At 69.9% G+C, this 22789-nt stretch carries 23 protein-coding genes; 14 read left to right on the forward strand and 9 right to left on the reverse strand.

The window, feature by feature from the left end; genetic code table 11:
• Positions 1-6: 6 nt before the first annotated feature.
• The gene (locus HV824_RS16015; protein ID WP_176423657.1) at positions 7-2439 is read right to left on the reverse strand and encodes a hypothetical protein; all 2433 of its coding nucleotides are present in this window, start codon (positions 2437-2439) and stop codon (positions 7-9) included.
• A 125-nt stretch (positions 2440-2564) separates the two neighbouring features.
• On the opposite strand from HV824_RS16015, the gene HV824_RS16020 reads away from it, so the two are divergent.
• From HV824_RS16020 to HV824_RS16050, 7 genes are all read left to right on the forward strand, one after another.
• On the forward strand, positions 2565-2864 hold the full coding sequence (locus HV824_RS16020) for a hypothetical protein (RefSeq protein WP_176423658.1): 300 nt from the start codon (positions 2565-2567) through the stop codon (positions 2862-2864).
• A 24-nt stretch (positions 2865-2888) separates the two neighbouring features.
• Complete coding sequence (locus HV824_RS16025; RefSeq protein WP_163784619.1) at positions 2889-3293, forward strand: hypothetical protein; 405 nt, start codon at positions 2889-2891, stop codon at positions 3291-3293.
• Positions 3294-3718: 425 nt separating this feature from the next.
• A complete protein-coding gene (locus HV824_RS16030) occupies positions 3719-5023 on the forward strand; it encodes an aminotransferase class I/II-fold pyridoxal phosphate-dependent enzyme (protein ID WP_176423659.1) in 1305 nt (434 codons plus the stop codon).
• Between the two features lie 40 nt (positions 5024-5063).
• Positions 5064-6344 carry a sterol desaturase family protein gene (locus HV824_RS16035; RefSeq protein ID WP_176423660.1) on the forward strand — a complete coding sequence of 427 codons (1281 nt, stop codon included), beginning with the start codon at positions 5064-5066 and terminating at the stop codon, positions 6342-6344.
• 44 nt (positions 6345-6388) lie between these two features.
• Positions 6389-7657, forward strand: a complete 1269-nt coding sequence (locus HV824_RS16040; protein WP_176419830.1) for a GNAT family N-acetyltransferase — start codon at positions 6389-6391, stop codon at positions 7655-7657.
• Positions 7654-8847, forward strand: coding sequence for a GNAT family N-acetyltransferase (locus HV824_RS16045; RefSeq protein WP_176423661.1), 1194 nt, complete (start codon positions 7654-7656; stop codon positions 8845-8847). The genes HV824_RS16040 and HV824_RS16045 overlap by 4 nt, the downstream gene beginning before the upstream one ends.
• A 2-nt stretch (positions 8848-8849) precedes the next feature.
• Positions 8850-9692 carry a formyltransferase family protein gene (locus HV824_RS16050; RefSeq protein WP_176423662.1) on the forward strand — a complete coding sequence of 281 codons (843 nt, stop codon included), beginning with the start codon at positions 8850-8852 and terminating at the stop codon, positions 9690-9692.
• Between the two features lie 65 nt (positions 9693-9757).
• Here HV824_RS16050 and HV824_RS16055 read toward each other — a convergent pair whose 3' ends face one another.
• Positions 9758-10576, reverse strand: coding sequence for a hypothetical protein (locus HV824_RS16055; RefSeq protein WP_176423663.1), 819 nt, complete (start codon positions 10574-10576; stop codon positions 9758-9760).
• 423 nt (positions 10577-10999) lie between these two features.
• Here HV824_RS16055 and HV824_RS16060 point away from each other — a divergent pair, with 423 nt between their 5' ends.
• Entirely contained in the window at positions 11000-11344 is a 345-nt protein-coding gene (locus tag HV824_RS16060; protein WP_255208076.1) for a PilZ domain-containing protein, read from the forward strand.
• Here the strand turns inward: HV824_RS16060 and HV824_RS16065 are convergent.
• Together HV824_RS16065 and HV824_RS16070 are read right to left on the reverse strand one after the other, a co-directional pair.
• Complete coding sequence (locus tag HV824_RS16065) at positions 11339-12001, reverse strand: TetR/AcrR family transcriptional regulator (protein WP_176419826.1); 663 nt, start codon at positions 11999-12001, stop codon at positions 11339-11341. The two genes, HV824_RS16060 and HV824_RS16065, sit on opposite strands and share 6 nt — an antisense overlap.
• On the reverse strand, positions 12001-13092 hold the full coding sequence (locus HV824_RS16070) for a saccharopine dehydrogenase NADP-binding domain-containing protein (protein WP_176419825.1): 1092 nt from the start codon (positions 13090-13092) through the stop codon (positions 12001-12003). Before HV824_RS16070 ends, HV824_RS16065 begins: the two co-directional genes overlap by 1 nt.
• Before the next feature lie 178 nt (positions 13093-13270).
• Between HV824_RS16070 and HV824_RS16075 the strand changes: the two genes are divergently transcribed.
• The 5 genes from HV824_RS16075 to ureG are packed head-to-tail and all read left to right on the forward strand — an operon-like array spanning position 13271 to position 18052.
• On the forward strand, positions 13271-14095 hold the full coding sequence (locus tag HV824_RS16075) for an urease accessory protein UreD (protein ID WP_176423672.1): 825 nt from the start codon (positions 13271-13273) through the stop codon (positions 14093-14095).
• Between the two features lie 46 nt (positions 14096-14141).
• Complete coding sequence (ureA, locus tag HV824_RS16080) at positions 14142-14909, forward strand: urease subunit gamma (protein WP_176419824.1); 768 nt, start codon at positions 14142-14144, stop codon at positions 14907-14909.
• Complete coding sequence (gene ureC / locus HV824_RS16085; protein WP_176419823.1) at positions 14909-16624, forward strand: urease subunit alpha; 1716 nt, start codon at positions 14909-14911, stop codon at positions 16622-16624. Before ureA ends, ureC begins: the two co-directional genes overlap by 1 nt.
• A gap of 14 nt (positions 16625-16638) precedes the next feature.
• The gene (locus tag HV824_RS16090; RefSeq protein ID WP_176419822.1) at positions 16639-17301 is read left to right on the forward strand and encodes an urease accessory protein UreF; all 663 of its coding nucleotides are present in this window, start codon (positions 16639-16641) and stop codon (positions 17299-17301) included.
• Between the two features lie 16 nt (positions 17302-17317).
• Entirely contained in the window at positions 17318-18052 is a 735-nt protein-coding gene (gene ureG, locus HV824_RS16095) for an urease accessory protein UreG (protein ID WP_176423664.1), read from the forward strand.
• 76 nt (positions 18053-18128) lie between these two features.
• Here the strand turns inward: ureG and HV824_RS16100 are convergent, their stop codons facing one another.
• The 5 genes from HV824_RS16100 to HV824_RS16115 all read right to left on the reverse strand — a co-directional run bounded on the left by HV824_RS16100 (position 18129) and on the right by HV824_RS16115 (position 21944).
• The gene (locus HV824_RS16100; RefSeq protein WP_176419820.1) at positions 18129-18842 is read right to left on the reverse strand and encodes an immunity 52 family protein; all 714 of its coding nucleotides are present in this window, start codon (positions 18840-18842) and stop codon (positions 18129-18131) included.
• Positions 18843-19036: 194 nt separating this feature from the next.
• On the reverse strand, positions 19037-19744 hold the full coding sequence (locus HV824_RS16105; protein WP_368670995.1) for a DUF5953 family protein: 708 nt from the start codon (positions 19742-19744) through the stop codon (positions 19037-19039).
• A gap of 52 nt (positions 19745-19796) precedes the next feature.
• The gene (locus tag HV824_RS16110; RefSeq protein WP_176419818.1) at positions 19797-20702 is read right to left on the reverse strand and encodes a DUF6310 domain-containing protein; all 906 of its coding nucleotides are present in this window, start codon (positions 20700-20702) and stop codon (positions 19797-19799) included.
• Positions 20703-20831: 129 nt separating this feature from the next.
• Positions 20832-20963 (reverse strand): hypothetical protein, encoded by a 132-nt coding sequence (locus tag HV824_RS37400; RefSeq protein WP_255208078.1) that lies wholly within the window; start codon positions 20961-20963, stop codon positions 20832-20834.
• Positions 20964-21317: 354 nt separating this feature from the next.
• Positions 21318-21944: a nuclear transport factor 2 family protein gene (locus HV824_RS16115; protein WP_176419817.1), complete on the reverse strand. Its 627-nt coding sequence runs from the start codon at positions 21942-21944 to the stop codon at positions 21318-21320.
• Positions 21945-21994: 50 nt separating this feature from the next.
• Between HV824_RS16115 and HV824_RS16120 the strand changes: the two genes are divergently transcribed.
• Positions 21995-22780, forward strand: coding sequence for an alpha/beta fold hydrolase (locus HV824_RS16120; RefSeq protein WP_176419816.1), 786 nt, complete (start codon positions 21995-21997; stop codon positions 22778-22780).
• The last annotated feature ends 9 nt before the right edge of the window (positions 22781-22789 follow it).

A 22789-nucleotide genomic window follows, 5' to 3' on the forward strand; every position in this document is an offset into this window, starting at 1 on the left:
GCTCCGTCAGGCCCAGGGGCCCTGGAACAACTCGGAGAAGCGCAGCGCCAGCTCCGGGCGCCGCACCAGCAGCGCCCCCCAGGCGGTGGCCTCCGACGTCCAGGTGGCCACCGACAGGCCATGCGCCTCGAACACCGCCATCACGTCGTTGTTCGCGCTCATGACCTTCAACAGCCGCGTGTAGTCCAGCAGCGTGCGCAGCCGGGCCTCCGGAAACCACTCCTCCAGGTCGAGCGGCTGCACCGGCCCGCGCGGACTCAGCAACACCAGCGGCGCGACCTCCACGACATGCGCGGGCGGTGACGCCTCCACCTGGTGCGTCAGCAGCTCCCGCTGGCGCTCCAGGTCCCGCTGGCGGGACGCCGCCACCATGCGCTGGAGCTCCGCCTCGCGCGCCTGTTCCTCTCGCTCCCGCCTCCGCTCGAGGTGCTCCCGAATCAGCCGGGCATCGACCTCGATGTCCTCCAGGAAGTCGCGGGAGCAGCGCCGCTCGCGCGACGTGGGTGACGCGGCGGCGACACGCTCCCGCAGGCCGGGGAACCAGGACAGGAAGCGCTCCGCGTCCGGCCCCAGCACGTCGACGCCCTGCCGCACGGCCCCCGACAGCACCGCCGCCGCGTACGACACCGCGAGCGAGGTCGCACGCGGCCACGCCTCCACCCGGGCCTCCGCCGCCTTCCACACAGGCTCGAGGCGGCGCGCCAGGTCCTCCGGAGGCGACTGACGGACCAGCGCCTCCACGCGCTCTGGCAACTGCTCCGGGTCCTCCACCGGCCACCATGTCTGGAAGCACACCACCGCGTCAGCCTCCGCCGCCTGCTGCCGCTCCCAGAGCGCCGCCCGCCACGGCGTGAAGGTGGCGAGCAGGTCCGCGCGCTCGTCCGGGTGCTGCTGGAAACGCCGCCACACGGCGTCGATGAACACGGCCTCCTGACTGCCGCCACTCCACGCGCGCACCACCTTCGCCAGCGGCGCCAGCAGGCGCTCACGGCCCTCCCCTGTCCAGAGCGCCATCAGCAGGCGCGCCCCCTGGCCGGGAGCGAGCGCGTCACCCCACCGCTGCCGCGAGGGCAGCGACAGCACCGCCTCCAGCAACGGCTCCATGCACGGCGCCTCGCGACTCCACGCGTGCAGCCGGAGTGCGTCCTCGTCGTCGGCGAGCGTGAGGAAGCGGGAGAAGGCCGCGTCCTGGAAGCGGCTGACGCGCAGCGACGGTGGCTCCCGCGCCAGGGACTCGGACACGGCGGAGACGAAGGCGCGCGTCTCCTCCACGCGGTCCGCCTCCGACGCGGCGGCGGCCCACTCGAGGAAACGAAGGGCATCCTCCGCGGAGAGCCGCGCCAGCCGCGCGAGCGCCCAGTCCGCCCACAACGCCCGTTCCTCCAGCGACAGCTCCGCGAACGGCCGTCCCCGGGCCCAGCCATGCAGCGCCGCCGCCAGCCCGCCCTCCACCCGGTCCGACACGGTGAGCAACGCGCTCAGCGCCCCCGGAGGCGCCTGCGCGGGCAGCCGCCGCAACACGTCGAGCGCGAAGGCCGCGTCCCCTCGCGACGCCATCCGCTCCAGCAACCGCACGGAGCCGCGTGCCGCCAACGCCCCGCGCGCCTCCGAGGCCCTCGCCAGGTCCTCGGACTCCACGGCGTCGAAGAGGCCGTCCTCGTCCTGCAAGCAGAGCACGCATTCGAAGCGCACGTCCTCGTCTGGATGCCGCAGGCCCTCGCGCAGCGCGAGCAGCAGGTCCACCTCCGGCGCCTGCCCGGTGGCCCGCACCCACGCCACGGCGGCGCGCGCCCCCTGCTCCGGGAACCGGGAGAAGGCGGCGAGCGCGAGCCGCGCGATGCGCGCGGTGTCCACCCTGTACCTGCGCGCGCGCGGCCACACCCGCCACCGGGTGAGCGCCAGCGCCGCCTCGCAGCCGAAGCGGCCATCATCCTCCAGACACGGCAGCACCGCTTCGAGCGCCGCGGGCGAAGGCGCCTCTCCGTGGACTTCCACCAACGCGGAGAGCCACCGGAGCTCCGGCGCGGGGGCGGCGGCGTGCAACCCCTCCTCCGGCTCGCCGGCGGACTCCGCCTCGGGGACGTGCCAGGGGAGCCGCTGGGCCCACCGGTCCTCGACCTCCGCCTCGAAGCCCTGGAGCAACAACGCCGGCGCGTGACGCCGCACGCCGACGAGCAGGCGCCGCACAAGGGCCCACATCCGCGCGTAGCGCGCCTCCAGGTGCTCCGCCATGGAAGTGGGCAGGAGCAACACCCGGTCCGCCAGCGCATACCGGTCCACCCCCGCGTGCACGAGCATCCGCGCGGCGCCGTACCGCTCCGGAGCAACCGGGCCACAATCGCACCGGGGACACAGAAGGCCCGGCGCGTGGAAGCGCGTGCAGGCCGGGCAGCGAACCTGGGCCCCTCGGCGGGCGCCATTCTCCAGCGGGGGATGCATGTGTCTTCTCTACACCGACTGGGGCCCCCTCCGCCCCACCCCTGGCGTGACTGTAACGCAAAATGTTTCAATTCCTCTCAGCCTCTGGCTGTCACGCGGAGGCCACATCCCCAAGGAGCGGTCAGATGACACCTGTGAAGCGCGCGGTGTACGCCTCGCTGCTGTTGATGTCCGGCGGGCTCTCCGCCTGTGGTCCGGTGGATTCAGTTGAGCAGGATTTGACACAGGCCGAGGCCGGGCTGAGAACCTGTCTCTACGCCCAAGCCGAGTCCTCGATATCCCAAGACGATGCCTGCGCCAGGGCTCGAACCCTGGCCCCGTCCCTCTGCGCGGACCTGGGCGGCGTCAGCCACATGGCACGCTGCGTCCATGGGACCACCTCCGACCCGTGGCTCGGCAGGCACTACGTCTGTTGCAAGCAGTAGCCCTCACCCAAGGAGAAACACCTCATGAAGCAGACTTTTGCTGTCCTGGCGGCGCTCGCCGTGTCGACCCTGGTGGCCTGTGGTGGCGTTGAAGCCGTGGAGCCGGGGGAGGCGCTGGGCGAGGAGTCGAGCGCCCTCGTCTCCTGTTCGACGTCCTGCTCCGACGGCACCGTGCTGTCGTGTACGGGCACCACCTGCTCCGCCTCGGACCAGGACTTCGTCCAGTGTAATGGCAACTACCAGTACTGCCCGCCCCCCGTGCCGCCCGACTGCACGGACCCGCGCCAGATGTGCGTGAACCTCAACGGCACCCGCTGCGCCACCCCCGGCGTCTCGCGTGACTGCTGCGTGCCGGGCGTGCCCACCGGCGGCTGCTTCTGCCGCTCCAACGGCACGTGGATCTGCACCATCCCCGCTGAAGACCCGTAAGCCGTCTGCCGGAGCGGGCGCGCCCGCCGCGCCCGCTCCTCCTTCCTTCGTGTCAGGCGCTCCCGGCACACGCCACGGGTTGAGCGCACCAAAGCGAGTTGAAGGATGGCTCAGGTAGCGAATATGGTATTTACGTAAAAATCCGGTTATCCATTGACACGATATCCATTGCTCGATACTTGTAATTCGCCACGAACGGGGGACCGTATCGAGCATTCTCAGGGATGCTCAGCGGCGTGGCTGCCCAGAACCCACACATCGCCACAACTGCGCTGGAGACCTCTCCACGAACAGCGGCCCCCTCCTCCCGGGCCGCCGGTCAGGATTCGTACGCTCGTATCCGCGGCTTGAGCGGCGCGGTGGGTGGGACGTGTCTGCCCGGCGGATGGGAGCGCCCGCGAGACGCGCACCAGGAAGCCACCGCCATGGACCTCACCAGCAATGCCTTTCCCGAAAAGAACCGCGACCTCGCCGTGGGCTCCGCCCGGCTCCAGGAAGTCCAGAAGGCGGTCCACTACTACGTGGACAACCATCACTGTGACGTCATCGGGCGGGTGTTTCACGGGATGCCGGGCCGGGAGGCGCGCGTCAGCTTCAGCCCGACGCGCCGGGATGCGCGCCTGGACGCGGAGGGGCCTCGGGACGTCCTCCACTTCGGCTCCTACAACTACTCCGGGCTGAACGGGCACCCGCGCGTGGTGGCCGCGGCGGAGGCGGCGCTGCGCCGCTACGGGACGACGGTCAGCGGCGTGCGGCTGCTCAACGGGACGTGTGAGCTGCACCTGGAGCTGGAGCGCGCGCTGGCGGAGTTCCTGGGCTTCGAGGACTGCGTCACCTACAGCAGCGGCTACGCGGCGAACCTGTCGGTGCTGTCCGCGCTGTGTGGCGAGGGCGACGTGGTGCTGTCGGACATGCTCAACCACCAGTCCATCATCGACGGGCTGAAGCTGTCCGGCGCGGACATCCGCACCTACCGGCACAAGAGCCTGCGCAGCATCGAGGCCACGCTGAAGAAGCTGCCGCGCGAGCAGCGCAAGTTCATCATCACCGACGGCGTCTTCAGCATGGACGGCGACGTGGCGGACCTGCCGGGCATCGCGGCGCTGGCGGAGCGCTACAACGCCTTCGTCCTCGTGGATGACGCGCACGCCACCGCCGCCATGGGCCCCAACGGCCGCGGCACCCCGGCCTGCTTCGGGCTCCAGTCGCAGGTGGACGTGCTCACCGGCAGCCTCAGCAAGGGCCTGCCGGGCATCGGCGGCTTCGCCGCCGGGTCCAAGGCCACCATCGACCTGCTGCGCTTCGGCTCCAACGGCTACATCTTCTCCGCCTCGCTGCCGCCGCCCATCGCCGCGGGCCTGCTGGAGGGCATCCGCATCCTCCAGGAGCAGCCCGAGCTGCAGGAGCGGCTGCACCACAACGAGAACTACCTGCGCGCCGGCATCCGCGCCATGGGCCTGGACTGCATGAACAGTGAGTCCCCCATCATCCCCATCCTGATGCCCGCCTACGAGAAGACGTTCGAGCTGACGCGGCTGCTCCACCTGGAGGGCATCTACGTCAACCCGGTGGGCTACCCCGCCGTGAGCAAGAACCGCACGCGCCTGCGCATCAACGTCAGCGCCAACCTCATCCAGGCGGACCTGGACCGCTTCCTGGACGCGCTGGACCGCTGCAGCCGCAGACTCAACCTCCTGGACGCGCCGCCGCTCCAGCAGACCGGCACCTGAGCCGGCGCCCTTCGCCCCCCACGCCACTGGAAGACCCGCCATGGACCTCAAGGAACAGCTCCTCTACGGCCTGCCCGTGTTCCTCGCTCCCATCCTCATCGAGCTGGTGGTGGGGCGCTTGCGGCGCAAGCCGGCCTACCGACTCAACGACATGCTCACCAACGTGACGATGAGCCTGCTCACCGTCCTGGGCAGCGTGGTCATCGCGGGCGCCACCTTCGTCTTCTACGGCTACGTCTACCAGCACCACGCCCTCTTCAGCCTGGCGAAGGACTCCGCGTGGACGTGGGTGGTGGCCTTCTTCGCCTACGACTTCTTCTATTACTGGGCGCACCGGCTGCACCACACCATGGCGTGGATGTGGGGCGTCCACGTCGCCCACCACTCCGGCGAGGACATGAACTTCGGCCTCGCGGTGCGGCAGAGCGCGCTGGGTGAGCTGACGACGTGGCCCTTCTTCGTGCCCATGGCGCTGCTGGGCATCGCGCCGGAGGTGTTCCTGGGCATCACCGGCATCCAGCTCATCTTCCAGTACGCCATCCACAACACCTACGTGCCGCCGCTGGGCTGGCTGGAGTACGTGCTCGTCACGCCCTCCCAGCACCGCGTCCACCACAGCCGCAACACGCCGTACATCGACAAGAACTACGGCAACATCCTCGTCGTCTGGGACTTGCTGTTCCGCACCTACCAGCCGGAGCTGAAGGACCAGCCGCCCGTCTACGGCCTGCGCAGCAGCCTGCGCTCGTGGAACCCCCTCACCGCGCACTTCCACTACTTCGTGGAGCTGTTCCAGAAGTCCGCCGCCTGCGCGCGGCTGAGCGACAAGGTGCTGTGCTTCATCAAGGGGCCGGACTGGAGCCCGCCGTCGCTGCGTGAGGAGCGCTTCACCGGCCACCCGGATGACGGCCCCTCCGCCACCTTCAAGAAGTACGACCCGCGCCTGCCCCTGCCCGTCACCGCCTACTGCGTGACGCAGTTCTTCAGCCTGGCGGCCAGCATCCTCTTGCTGGCGTGGTACCTGGACACGCTCGGCCCCCTGGCCCGCGCCGTGACGCTGGGGCTGGTCCTCTTCGGCGCCTGGAGCCTGGGCGCGCTGATGGACTCGCGCGCCTTCGCGTGGCGGCAGGAGCTCGCGCGGCTGGCGGGCATCGCCCTGCTGGGTCCCGCCCTGGCGCTGATGGAGGGTGTGCCGCTGGTCAGCGCGCTCCCCATCCTGCTCCACCCCGTCCTCAGCGCCGCGTGGCTGCTGCGCTTCCGCGCCGCGTTCCACGAAGGCGCTGACACCTCCACGCGAGGCTCCGGCGCCCTGGCCGCCTGAGCGCCCCGCTCCCTGCTCCGACGTCCCCAACCCACCCGAAAGACATGACCGCGTCCGCACCCGTCACCGGAAGCGCTCCCGCCTTCCACACCTTCCCGCGCCCCCTCGACGTGCGCTGGGTCGGCTCCATCAACGACCTTGGCCGGGAGGACTGGCACACCTGCTTTCCTCCCACCGACGTGATGCAGTCCTTCGAGCTGCACCAGGCCACCGAGGCCGCCAGCATCGAGGACGTGCAGTTCCACTACCTGGTCCTCCGGAGCGAGGGCGCGGTGGTGGCCATCGTCCCCTGCTTCCGCTTCCGGATGTCGCTGACAGTCATCGCCCCGGAGAACGTCAACAAGGTGGTGTCCCAGGTCCGCCGCGCGTTCCCGGACTTCCTCTTCCTGAACGCGTTCGTTATCGGCACGCCCATCGCCATCTGCAAGGACCTGCTGGGCGTGCGCACGGACCTGCCGAAGGCGCGGCGTGACGACGTGCTGCGCGCCATCTCCCGCGAGGTGATTGCCCGCGCCCGGCACCTGAAGCTGGGCCTGGTCTTCATGAAGGAGTTCACCTCCCAGAAGCTGCCCGAGGTGAAGGACGTGCTGTCCCCACGCTTCAACTTCGTGGAGAGCGCGGCCACCACCTACCTGTACCTGGGCGAGCCGGGGAAGAGCACCTTCAAGGACCGGCTGCGCAAGAAGTACCGCTCCCTGATGAACAACCGCATGGCCCGCGTCCAGGAGGCGGGCATGCGCTGGGAGACCGTCTCCGACTTCTCACGGTACGCCGCGCAGATGCACCCGCTGTACCTGCAGGTCCTCAACCGCTCGAAGATTCGCTTCGAGACGCTCAGCGTGGACTTCTTCGCCCAGCTCCCCCAGCGCCTGGGTGACCGCGTCTTCGCGCTCCTGTGCTTCAAGGGCGAGCAGCTGGTGTCCTTCGAGCTGTTCCTCAAGGACGCGGAGTGGGTCCACCCCATCTACCTGGGCCTGGACTACAGCCTCCGCGACGAGGGCGCGCTGTACTTCAACAGCATCTACAAAATCGTGGAGGTGCTGGAGTCCCAGGGCAAGGCGGTGGTGCAGCTGGGACAGACGAGCTACGCGGTGAAGGCCAGCATCGGCGCGGTGGTGGACCGGCTGTACCTGGCCGTGCACCACACGAACCCGGTGATGGACGCGCTGCTGAAGCGCTTCGGCGCGGAGCTCTTCCCTCCCACGCCCCTGCCCCGCTCGCAGCGCGTGTTCCGGGACATGAAGGAGAACGACGACGGCCTGGCGCGCCATGGCATCCACTTCGAGCGGCTGGACGAGGGGGGCGACGAATGACGGCGAAGGCGGGCATCACCACGAAGGTCGTCCCTCGCATCCAGGACGTGCCCCAGGCGCTGTGGGACGACAAGGTGGCGCGGGGCCACCCCTTCAAGAGCGCCGCGTTCCTCTCCTGCCTGGAGGACTCTTTTCCGGAGCGGAAGTTCGGCTACCTCATCGTGTCGCGGGGCGCGGAGGTCGTCGGACTGGCGGTCATCACCGAGGAGCGGCTGGACTTGAGCCTGCTGCTGCCGGAGCAGGTGGGCGCGCTGGCCAAGGGCGTGCGCAAGGTGCTGCCCGGCTTCCTGTCGCTGGGCCTGGGCATGGTGGGCACCTTCGAAACAGCGGAGCGCCACTGGTGGTACGACGCGCAGCGCGTGTCCGAGCATGACTTCGCGCGGGCGCTGCTCGCCGCTTGCGACGAGGTGTGTGGCAGCGCCGCGCTGCTGCTGGTGCGCGACTTCATGGAGGCCCTGCCCGAAGACGTGCGCCTGGAGTCGTGGTTCCTCCAGCGAGGCTTCAAGCAGGTGGCCAACCACCCCATGGCCACGGTGACGCTGGACGGGCTGAGCAGCGAGGCCCACTTCCAGCGGCTGAAGAAGAAGTCGCGGCAGAACCTGCGCAAGAAGCTGAAGGACGCGGAGGCGCTGGGCTTCCAGGTGGAGCGCGTGCGGGACTTCCGCCCCCTCCTGGACGAGTGCTACCCGCTCTACCTCCAGGTCCATGAGGGCGCCTCGGAGTTCAAGCGCAACCCGTTCCCCCGGGCCTTCTTTGAAACCATCGCGGAGCGGATGCCCACCACCAGCAGCTTCCTCACGCTGCGGGATTCGGCGGGACACCTGATTGCCTTCATCCTCACGGGCACCGGGGGCGGCATCAACAACCCCTTCTGCATCGGCATGGACTACGCCCGGACGGAGGGCACGCCGGCCTACTACCTGATGATGTGGAAGGAAATCGAGCACGCGGCGCGCACCGGGTGCCGCGTGGTGGACCTGGGCCTCACCAGCTACTTCGTGAAGCAGACGGTGGGCGCGGAGCTGGAGGGCATGACGATGGCCGCCCGCGTCCAGTCCGCGTGGCTGCGTCCCCTGCTCAACCCCCTGCTGCCCGCGCTGCTGAGCGAGAAGCAGCCGCAGGAGCGGCGGAAGTTCCGCGTCTCCACGTTCGACGACGACTCGCAGCCCCCCACTGACCAGGCCGCCTGACCATGCTCCGCTTCGCCTACGGCTGCATCCCCTCCGTCATGTCCCTGTACTTCGCCAACACCCTGGTGCGGCGAGCAGGGCTGGTGCCCGCGTGCATCCTCCTGTCCGCGGGGGGCCTGCGCTTCCAGAAGAAGCGCTACACCCCGGCCCAGGTGCTCCCTGTCTTCCTCAAGCAGTTCGGCCCGCGCTTCACCGGCTACAACGTGCTCGCCGGGCTGAGCGGCTCGCTGCCCTTCAGCATCCCCGCCTCGGGGCTGATGAGCTTCCAGGCGCTCTCCCAGGCGTATGGCATTCCGCTGGTCATCAGTGATGACTTCTCCGGAGCGGCCACGGTGAGCGAGCTTCAGCGGCACGGGGTGGAGCTGTTCCTCACCAGCATGTGCGACCAAATCATCCGGGAGCCGCTGCTCAGCCTGCCGCGCCATGGCTGTCTGAACATCCACCCGTCGCTGCTGCCGGAGTTTCGCGGCGTGGACTCCGTCTTCCAGGCCATGCTGAACGGCGTGTCTGAGATTGGAACGACGCTTCACCGCACCACCGCGCGCATCGACGCGGGCGACGTGCTGGCCCAGAGCGCGTTCACCCGCACGGCCGCTGATTCCCACCTGGCGCTGACGGCGAAGGCGACCGCGGCGGGCATCGCCCTGCTCAAGCGGCACCTGGAGGCGCTGGAGCGCGGTGAGACGCCGGACGCGCGTCCCATCGACGTGAGCCGGGCGCGCCATCCCTACCGCTCCTGGCCGGAGCGGGAGGAGCTGCGCCGCTTCCATGCCCAGGGGAACACCTTCTGGCGGGCGGCGGACTTCCGCCGCATCCTCGCCTTCGAGGACGTGCTGGCGGTGTAGCGCGCCGGAGACGGCACGCCGGACGGGAGCGGCTCCCGCCCGGCGTGGAGGCTTCAGACTGCGGACTACTTGCCGCGGATGATGGACTCGCTCTGGATGCTCAGGGCGCTCGCGGCGGCCGTCAGGTCAATGGCCGAGAAGCTGGTGTACGGGTAGTGGCCGTCGCCCAGCTCCTCGACGAACTCGACGTGGTCGCCGCTGACGATGCGGCCGTCGAAGTTGAACGTGAAGGCGCCCGGCGTCGCGCTGCGGAAGGCCCACACACACGCGCCCGAGGCGATGGGGTCATGCGCGCCGAAGGACGTGTGGTTGCGGAAGCCCGTGTGGATGGGCGTGAAGCGGATGTGGATGTCGTACCAGGACGCGTCCATCGGGAACCAGAGGCCGCGGTTGATGTGCCGGCCCTGGAGCTGGCCGCCGCTGTACACGTACACGCTGTAGGTCGAGCCACCCGGCGTGCCGGTGAACTGCGGCTGGAACGTCACCCGGCCCGGCTCATTGCCGATGCCGACCTGGATGGTGCTGACCACCTGCTCGCCGTCACGCGCCGCCAGGGCAAAGCCCTGGCCAGCCTTGGCCAGGTCCTGGAAGACGGCCTTCTGCTCCCACTGCGTCGCGGCGGCGAAGTTGCTGGAGACGCCGTCGCTCGCGGCGTTCGCCAGGCCGGTGACGTTGAGGCCCGTCTCCGTGCGCGCGAGCTTCGCGTCGCCCGTCGCGCAGTGGGTGACTCCGGCGAAGGTCCCAACACACTGCTGCTTCACGGGCGCTTCCTGGTTCGAAAGCGCGTCAGCCTCGGCGGGCTGCGACTCCTCGCCCTGGCAACCCGCGGCCGTCAGACTCAGGAGTGCCGCCGCCATCAGGCGGCCCGTCAGCTTGATGCTCATGGATGAAAAACCTCTCGTTGGGGGGGATGGACGACTGCCGGGTCGGCAGAAGACCCGGGGGCCGCGTTTGCACCTGGCGCGCCAGCGCGTCGCGCACGGCGCCGTCGCTCGGTGCGGGCTCAGCGGCCACCCCGCCCGGGAGCACGGGACGTAGCGCGCGGCGTCACAGAGACCCGGCTCCTGTGGCGGGCCCTGCTACACCTCAGGCGGCCCAGGAGCGCCTTTCAGGCGGGCTTCAGGAGGCCCGGGGCACGGGTCCAGCGCGACACCTGTCTCCCTTGTACTGCGGGCTGGCTTGGGTTCCGGGATTTCGTACCAACCCGTCATATCCCCTATGCTTCGTCACAGTCGCCCGGGAGCCCGGCCGGACTTCCCCCCGGAGAAGGCTGGAACATGAACAGCGCAAGCGTGAATGAATCCCCCATGGATCGTCGCCGCTTTCCTCGGCTCGAGGCGCCGCTCTATGCCCGGCCCGCGCGCCTGAGGCGCGTGGACAAGCAGCAGGTGCTGGACGCCAGCCTGGGGGGCATCCGCATCTACTCCGACGAGCTGTACACCCAGGACTCCGAGCTGGAGCTGGACCTGTTCCTGCGCGACGGCACCTCGTTGGAGTGCAAGGCGCGGGTGGCCTGGACACGCAAGCTCGCCAAGGACGCGGTGGCGCGCTTTGAAGTCGGCCTGGCCTTCACGGACGTACCGCCGCTGGCCATGGACAAGCTCAAGTCGGTGCTCGTCACGGATGACGAGGGCGGCCCGGCCGACTCATAGCCGCTGGGCGGCGGGGACGCCGTTCAGGGCTTCCTCCAGCACCGCGCGCAGCTCCTGCTCCAACCCCGGCACCGAGGCCCTCCGGAGCGCACCGCCCCCTCCGAAGAGGGACAGCCCCTCCAGGAAGGCGACCACCAGCGCCGCGCGCCGCTCCAGGCGAGCCGGGCCGAGGTCGGGAGCCAGGTCTCGCAGCAGCTCCACGACGCCCGCCCGGAAGCCCGCGTAGAAGACGGCGAGCGCGTCCGCGACCATCTCATCCCGCGCAGCGAGCGCCCACAGCTCCGCGAAGAGCTGACAATGACGCGGTGACGCCTGGTCCTCCAGCAGGGCCTCCACCGCGCGCCGCAGCCGCTCCACCGGCGCGCTGCCGCCTTCCTCCACCCGCGCATGCACCCGCTGGCTGGCCGCTTCCAGGTAGCGCGCGAGCAGCGCCCGCACCACGTCCTGCTTCGCGGGGAAGTAGTACTGGAGGTTGCCCACGCTGAGCCCCGCCCGCTGCGCCACCCGGCGCAGCGTGAGCCCCGAGTGGCCCTCATCCACCAGGGTGTCGGTGGCCGCATCCAGGATGGACGCCACGCGTTCGGTCCCCTTGGCGTGGACGGCGGTCCCCTCGCGAGGCTTCGACGACGGCAGCTTCCCTCGCGTGGCGCGTGGCATCAGGCCGCCTCCTGGCGCCGTGGCGCCTCGAGCCGCACCTGGACGCCGCACGCGCGCAGGGCCTCCAGGGTCTGCTCCATCCGCGCGTCGTGCTCCGGGAACCACACGCCCGCGGCGGGAGGCGGCGCGCCATCCAACCCCAGCAGCCGCTCCGTCCCCAGCGCCGCGCCCACCGCCGTGAGGTGGGCCTGGCCCTTCGGGTCCACCACCTCGATGCGCAGCGCGCCGCGAGGGCCCTCCACGTCCGCCACCCACGCCGCCTCGCCGCCCGTGCCGCTGCCGGTCATCATCGCGCGCCGCACGGACGTCAGGCGAGGATGCTGGAGCAGCCGGAGCAGCCCCACCTGCTGGAACGCCGCGAGCAGCCAGGTGACGGCGCCCGAGTCGAACCCCAGCCGCGTCGACACCGTGCGCGCGCCCAGCACCAGCGGCAGCGTGGCCTGCTCGGGCGTGTCGAGCCGGAAGACCCGCGTGGGGCGCCCATCCGAGAACATCACCCGCCGGCCGTCCGTCAGCGGCAACACCTGCCGCTCCAGCCCGCCCTCCGTGACGTCGAAGGCCACCCCCAGCCGGTCCATGTACTCCAGCGAGTCCGGGCCCGCCTGGTCCGCCATGGCGAAGCGGATGCCCACGTCGACGCGCTCGGCGCCCCCCACCCGCTCCGCCGCGCCCGCGACGAGCCTGGGCACCAGCCCCGCCATCCACGCGGAGCTGAGCAGGACGGGTGCCCGTGGGGGCGTCCCCGACAACCGCAGCACCGCCGACTTCACCCGCGACGTCCAGCGGGTGATGTCGAGCACCGCCACGCCCCGCCGGACCGCCGAGCGCAGCACCGCGTCGTCCGGGTCATTGACCAGCGACACCACGGCCCGGGGCCGTCCGGACAGGGACGCCAGCGGATCGGACGCCGTCACGTCCAGCACCGCCGCCTCCGCGTTCCCCAAGCGCTGGGCCAACGCCTCCGCGGGCTCGCGGCGACGACCCGCGATGACCAGCGGGAGCTCCGGATGCCGCTCCCGCAGCACCTGCGCGAGCCACGTCCCCACCACGCCGTAGCCGCCCACCAGAACGACACTGTCCTCAGACACCATTGCGCGCTCCACCCGCCGGGCGTGGGCCATCCACGCCGCTCGAAGCACTTATTAGGTCATTCGACCTATATTTTCACGACAATCGCCCTGGCCGCGTGGCCGGGGGTGGGCCACGTCCCTGGCGTTGTGCTCCGGCCGCGCCTGCCGCAGGCTTGGCCCCGTGAGGGCGTCCGAGCAGATGGCGGTGGCTGAACCCCAGCGGGCCGGGCGCGCGCGGCTCGCCTTCGAGCGCGTCGGTCCTCGCACCGTCGTGCGCACCGCGCTGGCGCACAGCCCGCTGCGGCTGCTCACGCCCCGGAACCACGGCCACGCGGCCTGGGCCTACACCAGCTCCTTCGGAGGCGGCCTGGTGGACGGCGACCACGTCTCTTTGGAGGTGGACGTGGCCCCGGGTGCCACGGCGCTGCTGGCCAGCCAGGGCGCCAACCGCGTCTACCGCTCACCCCATGGCTGCCGGAATGACGTGGCCGCCCGCGTGGAGGAGAGCGCGCTGCTGGCCTTCGTCCCGGACCCCACCGCGTGCTTCGCCGGCGCCCGGTATGCCCAGACGCTGGACGTCCGGCTCGCGCCCCGCGCCTCGCTGGTGCTCGTGGACGTCATCACCTCCGGCCGCGGCGCCAGTGGTGAACGGTGGGCCTTCGCCCACTATGACTCCACCCTGCGCGTCACCGTGGGCGGCCGTGCGCTCGTGGACGAGCGCTGGCTCCTGGACCCACGGCATGGCGCGCTGCCCGAGCGCCTGGGCCGCTTCAACGCGCTGGCCACCGTGCTGCTGGTGGGCCCCAGGCTCGCGGAGGCCCGTGGGCCCCTCTCCGCCCAGCTCGCCGCGCTGCCGGTGACGTCTCGCGCGGAGCTGGTGCCCGCGGTCAGCCCCCTGGGCGAGGACGGCCTGCTCCTCCGGGCCGCGGCCATCTCCGTGGAGGCGCTGTTGCACACCACACACGCGTGGCTGTCCTTCCTCCCCGCGCTGTTGGGCGATGACCCCTGGGCCCGCCGCGCCTGACGGTGCCCGCTTGGAAGCCGTTGACGCAGCGCACTAGGCTGATGGGGTGCACCTGTCCCCTCGCGATGTCGACAAGCTGCTGCTGCATCAGGCCGGCTTCCTCGCCCAGAAGCGCCTCGCGCGCGGGGTTCGGTTGAACTACCCGGAGGCGGTGGCGCTCATCGCCACGCAGCTCCTGGAGTTCATCCGCGACGGCCGGGGCGTGGCCGAGCTGATGGACCTGGGGCGTCAGCTCCTGGGACGCGCGCAGGTGATGGACGGCGTGCCGGAGCTGCTGGCGGAGGTGCAGGTGGAGGGCACCTTCCCGGACGGCTCCAAGCTGGTGACGGTGCACCACCCCGTGGTGGCCGAGCACGGCGACCTGGCGCTGGCGCTGTACGGCAGCTTCCTCCCTGTTCCTCCGCTGGAGCGCTTCAGCGCGGCGGCGCGGACGGAGGAAGGGCGTCCCGGGGAAGTGCGCGTGCGGCCGGGCGACGTCCTCCTCAACGAGGGACGCGACACCGTCACCGTGAGCGTCACCCACCGGGGCGACCGGCCCATCCAGGTGGGCAGCCACTACCCCTTCTTCGAAACGAACCGCGCGCTGGTGTTCGACCGGGCCCGGGCCTACGGCCGCCGGCTGGACATCCCCGCGGGCACCGCGGTGCGCTTCGAGCCGGGTGAGCGCAAGACGGTGCAGTTGGTCGCCATCGCCGGCGGCGCGGTGGTGCGCGGCGGCAACGCGCTGGGCAGCGGCAAGGTGACACCAGAGGGCCGCGAGCGCGCATTGGAAGCGGTGCGCGCGCGGGGCTTCGGCCACGAGGAGGAGCGCTGATGAGCCGGAAGATGGACCGCCGCCACTACGCGGACATGTTCGGCCCCACCACGGGAGACCGGGTGCGGCTGGGGGACACGGCGCTCTGGGCGGAGGTGGAGCGCGACGCCACGGTGTACGGCGACGAGTGCAAGTTCGGCGGCGGCAAGGTGCTGCGCGAGGGCATGGGCCAGCAGGCCGGCGTGGGGGACGCGGACGCGCTCGACTGCGTCATCACCAACGCGCTCATCCTCGACTGGACGGGCATCTACAAGGCGGACATCGGCATCAAGGGCGGCCGCATCGCGGGCATCGGCAAGGCGGGCAACCCGGACGTCATGGCGGGCGTGACGCCGGGCATGGTGGTGGGCGTCACCACGGAGGCCATCTCCGGGGAGGGCCTCATCGTCACCGCGGGCGCGCTGGACACGCACATCCACTTCATCTGTCCCCAGCAGGCGGACGAGGCGCTGGCCAGCGGCGTCACCACCTGGGTGGGCGGCGGCACCGGGCCCGCCACGGGCACCAAGGCCACCACCTGCACGCCGGGCGCGTGGAATCTCCAGCGGATGCTGGAGGCCACGGACGCGATTCCGCTGAACATCGGCCTCACCGGCAAGGGCAACACGTCCCTGCCGCAGGGGCTGGTGGAGCAGGTGCGCGCGGGCGCCATCGGCCTGAAGCTGCACGAGGACTGGGGCACCACGCCGGCCGCCATCGACACCTGCCTCACCCTGGCCGAGGGCGAGGACATCCAGGTCACCATCCACACGGACACGCTCAATGAGTCCGGCTACGTGGATGACTCGCTGGCCGCGTTCAAGGGCCGCACCCTCCACACGTACCACTCCGAGGGCGCGGGCGGCGGGCACGCTCCGGACATCATCCGCGTGTGCGGCGAGCCCAACGTGCTGCCCAGCTCGACGAACCCCACGCGCCCGTACACGGTGAACACGCTGGATGAGCACCTGGACATGCTCATGGTGTGTCACCACCTGGACCGGGAGATTCCCGAGGACGTGGCCTTCGCGGAGAGCCGCATCCGGGGGGAGACCATCGCCGCGGAGGACATCCTCCACGACCTGGGCGCCATCAGCATCATGGCCTCGGACAGCCAGGCCATGGGCCGCGTGGGCGAGGTCATCTGCCGGACGTGGCAGACGGCGCACAAGATGCGCGAGCAGCGCGGCCGGTTGCCAGACGAGCGCGGCGACAATGACAACCTCCGCATCCGCCGCTACGTGGCGAAGTACACCATCAACCCCGCCATCGCCCACGGCATGTCCCACGAGGTGGGCTCGGTGGAGGTGGGCAAGCTGGCGGACCTGGTGCTGTGGAACCCAGCCTTCTTCGGCATCCGGCCGGAGCTGGTGGTGAAGGGTGGCTTCATCGCCTGGGCGCAGATGGGGGACGCCAACGCCTCCATCCCCACGCCGCAGCCCTACATGATGCGGCCGATGTTCGGCGCTCGAGGCCGCGCGACAGGCGCCACCAGCGTGGCCTTCATCTCCGGACGCGCCTTCGCCGAGGGCACGGTGAAGGACCTGGGGCTCGCCAAGCGGCTGGTCGCGGTGAGTGGCTGCCGCGGCCTGGGCAAGAAGGACATGAAGCTCAATGACGCCCTGCCCGCCATCACCGTGGACCCGGAGACCTACGAGGTCCGCGCGGACGGCGAGCTGCTTCGCTGCGAGCCCGCCAGGCGCCTGCCCCTGGCCCAGCTCTACTCGTTGTTCTGAGAGGGACGCGAGACATGGGCTCGACGTGGCGGGTGTTGCAGCTTTCGGACTCCGGCTTTCCCACCGGCGGCTTCGCGCACTCCGGCGGGCTGGAGGCCGCGGTGCAACTGGGCGAGGTGCGAGGCCCCGCGGAGCTGCGGCGCTTCGTGCGGGACCTGCTGTGGCAGACGGGCCAGGGCGCGCTGCCGCTCTTGAGCGCCGCGCACCGTGAGCCCACGTCGCTGCCCGCGCTGGACGCGCGCGCGGAGTCGTTCCTCTCCAGTCACATGGCCAACCGCGCCAGCCGCACGCAGGGCCGGGCCTTCCTGGACACCTGCGCGCGCATCTTCCCCCGGCCGGTGACGCCGGTCCGCGAGGCGGCCCGCGCCGCCGGGCTGCGCTTCCATCATGCGCCCGTGTTCGGCGCGGTGTTGCACGCGCTGGACGTGTCGCTGGAGGACGCGCAGCAGCTCTTCCTGTCCCTCACCTTGAGGGGCGCGCTGTCCGCGGCGGTGAGGCTGGGCATCGCGGGCACGCATGAATCCCACCAACTCCAGCACCAGGCCACGCCCCTGCTGGACGAAGTGCTGGCGCAGTGCGCGGCGCTGGGGGTGGAGGCGCTGGCGCAGCCGTCTCCCCTGCTCGACCTGTTCGGCGCCACGCACGACCGGCTCTATTCCAGGCTGTTCCAGTCCTGAGTGAGGTGAAGCGCACATGCACGACGACCACCGCGGCCACGGACACGACGACGACCAAGACCACGAGCACGAGGAGTGGGACCACCCGGGCCACTACCACGAGCGCGAGGAGCCCCAGCGGCGCGACTACAAGGCCCGCGCCTTCACCATTGGCATTGGCGGGCCGGTGGGCAGCGGGAAGACGGCGCTGGTGCTGGCGCTGTGCCGCAAGCTGCGCGAGCGCCACCGCCTGGGCGTCGTCACCAACGACATCTTCACCCAGGAGGACGCGGAGTTCCTCGTCCGCCACCAGGCGCTGTCCCCGGACCGTATCAAGGCGGTGGAGACAGGCGGCTGCCCCCACGCGGCCATCCGCGAGGACATCAGCCACAACCTGCTGGCGCTGGAGCAACTGATGGAGGCGCTGGCGCCGGAGCTGCTCATCGTGGAGAGCGGCGGCGACAACCTGGCGGCGCAGTACAGCCGCGAGCTGGCGGACTACACCGTCTACGTCATCGACGTGGCCGGCGGGGACAAGGTGCCACGCAAGGGCGGCCCCGGCATCACCCAGTCCGACCTGCTGGTCATCAACAAGACGGACCTGGCGCCGTATGTCGGCGCGGACCTGGGCGTCATGGACCGCGACGCGCGGAAGATGCGCGGCGACGGGCCCTTCGTCTTCACCCAGGTCACCCAGGACGTGGGCGTGGACGCGGTGGCCGAGCACATCCTCGGCGCGTGGCGGCAGCGCACCGGGGCTCGGGGGGCCTGACGTCACGCGGCCGCCTCGGACCGACGGGCTCGCGTGTCAGGGCCCGGGCAGCGGATGACCCAGCCCCTCTCGCGTCCTACGGTTGGGCCTGTAGCGGCTTCAACAGTCCCGCTCGGTCCAGCAGCGCTCGCACCCGCTCAGCCAGCGCCACATGCTCCGGATTGCTGGCCGTGAAGCGCTCGGGCGTGAGAACGAGGATGGTGCCCTTGTCCTCTACCTGCTCGACGCGCACCGGAGCAGGAAGGGGAGGCACCGGCCCTCGATGCCGCGCGAGGTAGGTCACCCACCCAACGAACGTGCCCGGGTCCGCAAACTCGGAAGAACTGTCCCGATGGGTGACGGATGTGGCGATGCCCCATTCCGGGTCCCAGGCCAGCGCCAGCGCACTCACGACCTGGGAGAGAGTAAGGGAGGAGAGGAGTCGCTCCGCAACGGGTCCAATCGGTGGAAGTGTGAGGGTGCAGCGATCCACCACATGCCGCGAGCGCGAACCGCAAGAGAGGCTCGCCACACTGTTGCCCTCGACCATGCCGTTCCAAGCCGCGAAGGAAACGTCACCAGCCCCCTGTTGGTATTTCTCCTTGTCGAACAGGCCCATCAGGGTCTTTTCGTCGGGTTCGAACCGACGACTTCGAGCTTCTTCCAGAGAGCTTGCTTGCTCGTACCACTGCGAAACGGCTCCGTCCAAGGGGGCCAACCTTCGGAAGAAGGTTCCAGCACGTCGAGCGTATTCTTCCACCGGCTCACGTCGTCCGGGCCAATAGGCGCCAGCGTAGTATTTTTCGGTCATCTGGTACCTCACCCATGGGAGCGGCGGGGTGTGTACGACGCGGATCCTACCGAGACCTTCGGCTCTGAATAACTCGCGGACAGAATCCGCGGCCTCCCCCTCTCTGCCAACGTGAGTGAGACATTTCGTATCCGGCAGTTGAGATGGTCACCCTACCATCGCCGGCACGCGCAGGGGCGCCCCGACCAGAGGAGTCAAGGCGCCGAGCGCCCCCCAATCGCCGGGAAGCGCTCGTAGGCCCGCTTAAGCGCGACCAGGTGGGCGGGGTTGACCAGGTCGAGCGGCGTGTCCGTGAGCCGCACGACCCATCCGCCCGATGCCGTGCGCCGTGCCCGTGAGAGCAGCTCGGCGTCGCGGGCAGGGTCCGGGAACCCGATGGCGCGGGCGGCAGCATCCGACCAGTAGTTCAGCCACCCGAGGTAGTGCGGAATCTCAGGCGCGGGGATGTCCCATGAGTGCTTGAGCCAAGGCAGCCCATGAGGCGGAACAGACCGCTCATCCCCGGGGTGGCGATACTGCTGCGCCACTGTATCGGCAACGCCAGACGGCAGCGCGCGCCCCCAGAACGCACGTGCGCTCTCCGCTACGGCTTCCAGCGCATCCGCTGCCGCTGCGATGCCGACTGCATCCTGTGGCAGCGTCGCATGGACTTCAAAATGAGGCGCCCCAATTGCGGCAAGGCCCATCGCATTTTCCCACCCGCTAAGCGTCACGACACGGTCGTCGTCATCGTTGCAAAGGAAGGGAAAGCCATTGTCTGTCCTATCTGCCGCGACCCACTCGTCGCGGTGAGGCAACGGAATGAGGTCGTCCTTTTCAGAAGTCGTCCACCCCAGCCGCAGGCCGGGGACCGCACCCTCCATTCCATGGACGATGGCGACAGGACGCCCATCGTCGCCCACCAGCGCAGGCGCATAGACTGCAAGGTGTAGGGAACTCTGTATGGGTGACACGTCAGCACCAATCCATGACGACAATGTTGAGGTTGGGGACGAGTCGGAGCAAGGCGGCTTTGTGCGCTGCGCTTTTGACGCCAACGAAGAAATCATATCCACATTCCGCTGCGAGTTTGGCCTCGCGTCGTATCTCCGGCAATTTCACTCTGGCAAAAAATGCTTGTGAGCGAGGCGAGTGTATATCGAAATCATCAGTCTTGACTTCCCACAGCGTGCGCGTAGCAAGCGCCAGTGCGTCGAATTGCTTTCCATTGACGAGCACGTCCCAACCGGGGAAGCTGTTGTTCGGGACTTTGTCGGCACACTCATTGTGAGGGTCATTACCACCTCGTTGAGGCACTGGGACGGGCCTGCACTCGGGGCGGCGCTCTCGGTCCAGTGGATCGGTCGGCGCCGGGGGGAGCCAGTCCTGCCCTGATGACTCGGGCTTGGGCTTTCGGTGCGTCAAACGCTCCTGCTCATTGGATGGCCGCGTTTGAGTCTCGGGCTTGGCTTGCTCACGAGACGCTCTCCGGTATGCATCCAACTCCTCTTTGATGGCGACTGCCACCACGACTGCGCCAGCGACAACCACAGCCCCAATAATTATCTCGGGTGCTATCAGAATGCAGACGCCCAATCCAATAGCAGCACCACCCGCAGAGGCGACAGAGCATCTTCCCGTGACATCGCGAAACTCGATCCGGTCAAGGTCGAGCGCGTGATAACACCGCTCCACAAGCACGGCCCATTCGTTGGATGCCTCCCGCACCACGCATCGCCCGCCATCCGCCCACGGCAACGTCGCGGCCCGTTGGAGGTTGGCGACCCTCGGGTTCCGGGCCGCTGAGCCTTTCCGGCTCGGCGCCGACGTAGCGCAGGCTGAGAGAAGGAGCAGAAGTGCGGCGCAGGCGCGGAGTCGCATGGTCACGTCCTTACGAATGGGGTTCCGCCCGCCACGCTCGACAGTAAAGGTGCTCGGAACGCGCCTGAGTCTCGCAGCGCGGCCCCTGTGGAGCCAGAACCGCGTGCATCCTGTCCGCGCCGCCGCAACTCAGCGGTACACCTTTCCACCCCAGATGAATGCGACCCCGACGAGCGGCACGCCATAGGCCGCGACGTACCCTGTCGGCAGCAGGTACGCGACGAGCAGCTCGTTTTCCCACCCACCAGGGCGCTCCTGCATCCAGTCCGAGGCAAGCGTGCGTCCCGCGCCGACAGCTATCGCTCGGCAGTCAGTTCCTCAGCAAGCTCCGCCAGCTTTACATTTCTACTCTCAGGGCCAGCGCGAAACCCAATAGGCACCGTAGCTGCGGGGGCTGGAGAAGGCGCGTGGGGAGTGGGCGCTCATCTGCCTCACCCACAACCTGCGCAAGCTGCACGGCGCGACGGTGGCCGCGTAGCTGTAGGGGCCCCCCTCCGAGGCGCCCGTGGAATGAACATTCCTTCCACCGCAGCCCCCCGCAGACAGCGGGGCAGTTGGCCTGGACGCAACGGGGAGCTCTTTACCCGGCCCCTTGCCCCTTACTGAAACACGCTCCTAGTTCGCCGGCGCGGGCGCCTTCTCCTTGATGGGCGGCGTCTGAGGCGCGGGCACCCTCGCCGGCGGCGCCTTCCAGGTGGACGACTTCCCGGGCGTCTTCTGGCCCCGGGCCAGGTGCCGCTCGATGCGCCGCTTCACCTCCGGCAGCACGTCGTTGGGCACGGGGATGGAGAGGTTGTACTGCGCAATCTTCCAGGCGCCGCCGTCCTTCACCAGCACGCCGCTGCCGCGGCTGGGTCCCAGGTTGGGCGTGTCCAGCGTCTCGTCGAACCAGGCCACCGCGCCGTCCTTCGAGAGGGCGATGTGCCGCGACGTCGCCTTGAAGTTCCAGGCCTTGCCCTTGGCGAAGTACGGCTTCGCCCACGCGCGGAACGCGTCGCGGGTCCAGCGCTCGGTGGCGTCGGTGCCCAGGTACACCGCGTCCTCGGTGAAGTGGCCGAAGTAGCGCGCCTCGTCCGCGGCGGCGGCGGCCTGGTGCCAGTCATCCAGCACTGCGGTGATGGCGGCCTTCGGGTCAGCGGGAGCCGTGTTCGCGGGAGTGGAGGCGAGCACGAAGAACAGCAAGGCAACGGTTGGCACGCGGAAGACCTCGTCAGGCAGGGCGTTCAAGGTATGAAGCGGCACGGCCCGCCCCGCGTCAAGGCGAACGGGGCGGAGAGAAAGGCACGAATCGCATGGTCCTCGAGAGCTTCCTGGTGGGTGAGGGCGATGTGCCCACGGTGATGCTGCACGGCTTCCTGGGCACGGGGCGCAACCTGCGCTCGCTGGCGGCGGCGTGGAGCGCGGCGGACCCGCGCCGGCGCATCCTCCTGCCAGACCTCACCGGGCACGGGACGTCCCCTGCCCTGCCGGCGAACTCGGACCTCTACAGCATGGCCCGGGACGTGGTGGACACCGCGCGTGCGCAGGGGTTCCAAGGTCCGTTCGATTGGGTGGGGCATTCGCTGGGAGGGCGGGTGACGCTCGCGGCGAGCCTGAATGTGCCGGAGGCCGTCCGGAGCGTGTCGCTGCTGGACATCGCCCCGGGGCCTGTCCCGGGGGACTTGTCGGAGAGTGGCAAGGTGCTGGGCATCCTGCTCCAGGCGCCGGCCCAGGCGGAGAACCGCCGGGCGATGCGCGCGGAGCTCACCGGCCGCGGCTTGTCGGAGCCGCTGGCGGACTGGCTGCTGATGAACCTGGCGACGGAGGAGCGCGGCGTGCGCTGGCGCTTCGACCGGCAGGGGCTGGCGGACCTGCACTCGCGCGTGAATGACACGGACCTGTGGGCGGCGGTGGAGCGCGAGGACGGGCCACCCACGCGCTGCCTCCGGGGTGGCCGCTCCAAGTACGTGAGCGACGCGGACGTGGAGCGCCTGGTGGCCACGGGCTGCCCGGTGGAGACGCTGCCGGAGGCCGGGCACTTCGTCCACGTAGACGCGCCGCGGGCGGTGTTGGCCTGGCTGCCATCCAGCGTTCGCTAGCGCTGCGCG

Source organism: Myxococcus sp. AM009 (assembly GCF_013372605.1).
GTDB lineage: Bacteria > Myxococcota > Myxococcia > Myxococcales > Myxococcaceae > Myxococcus > Myxococcus vastator.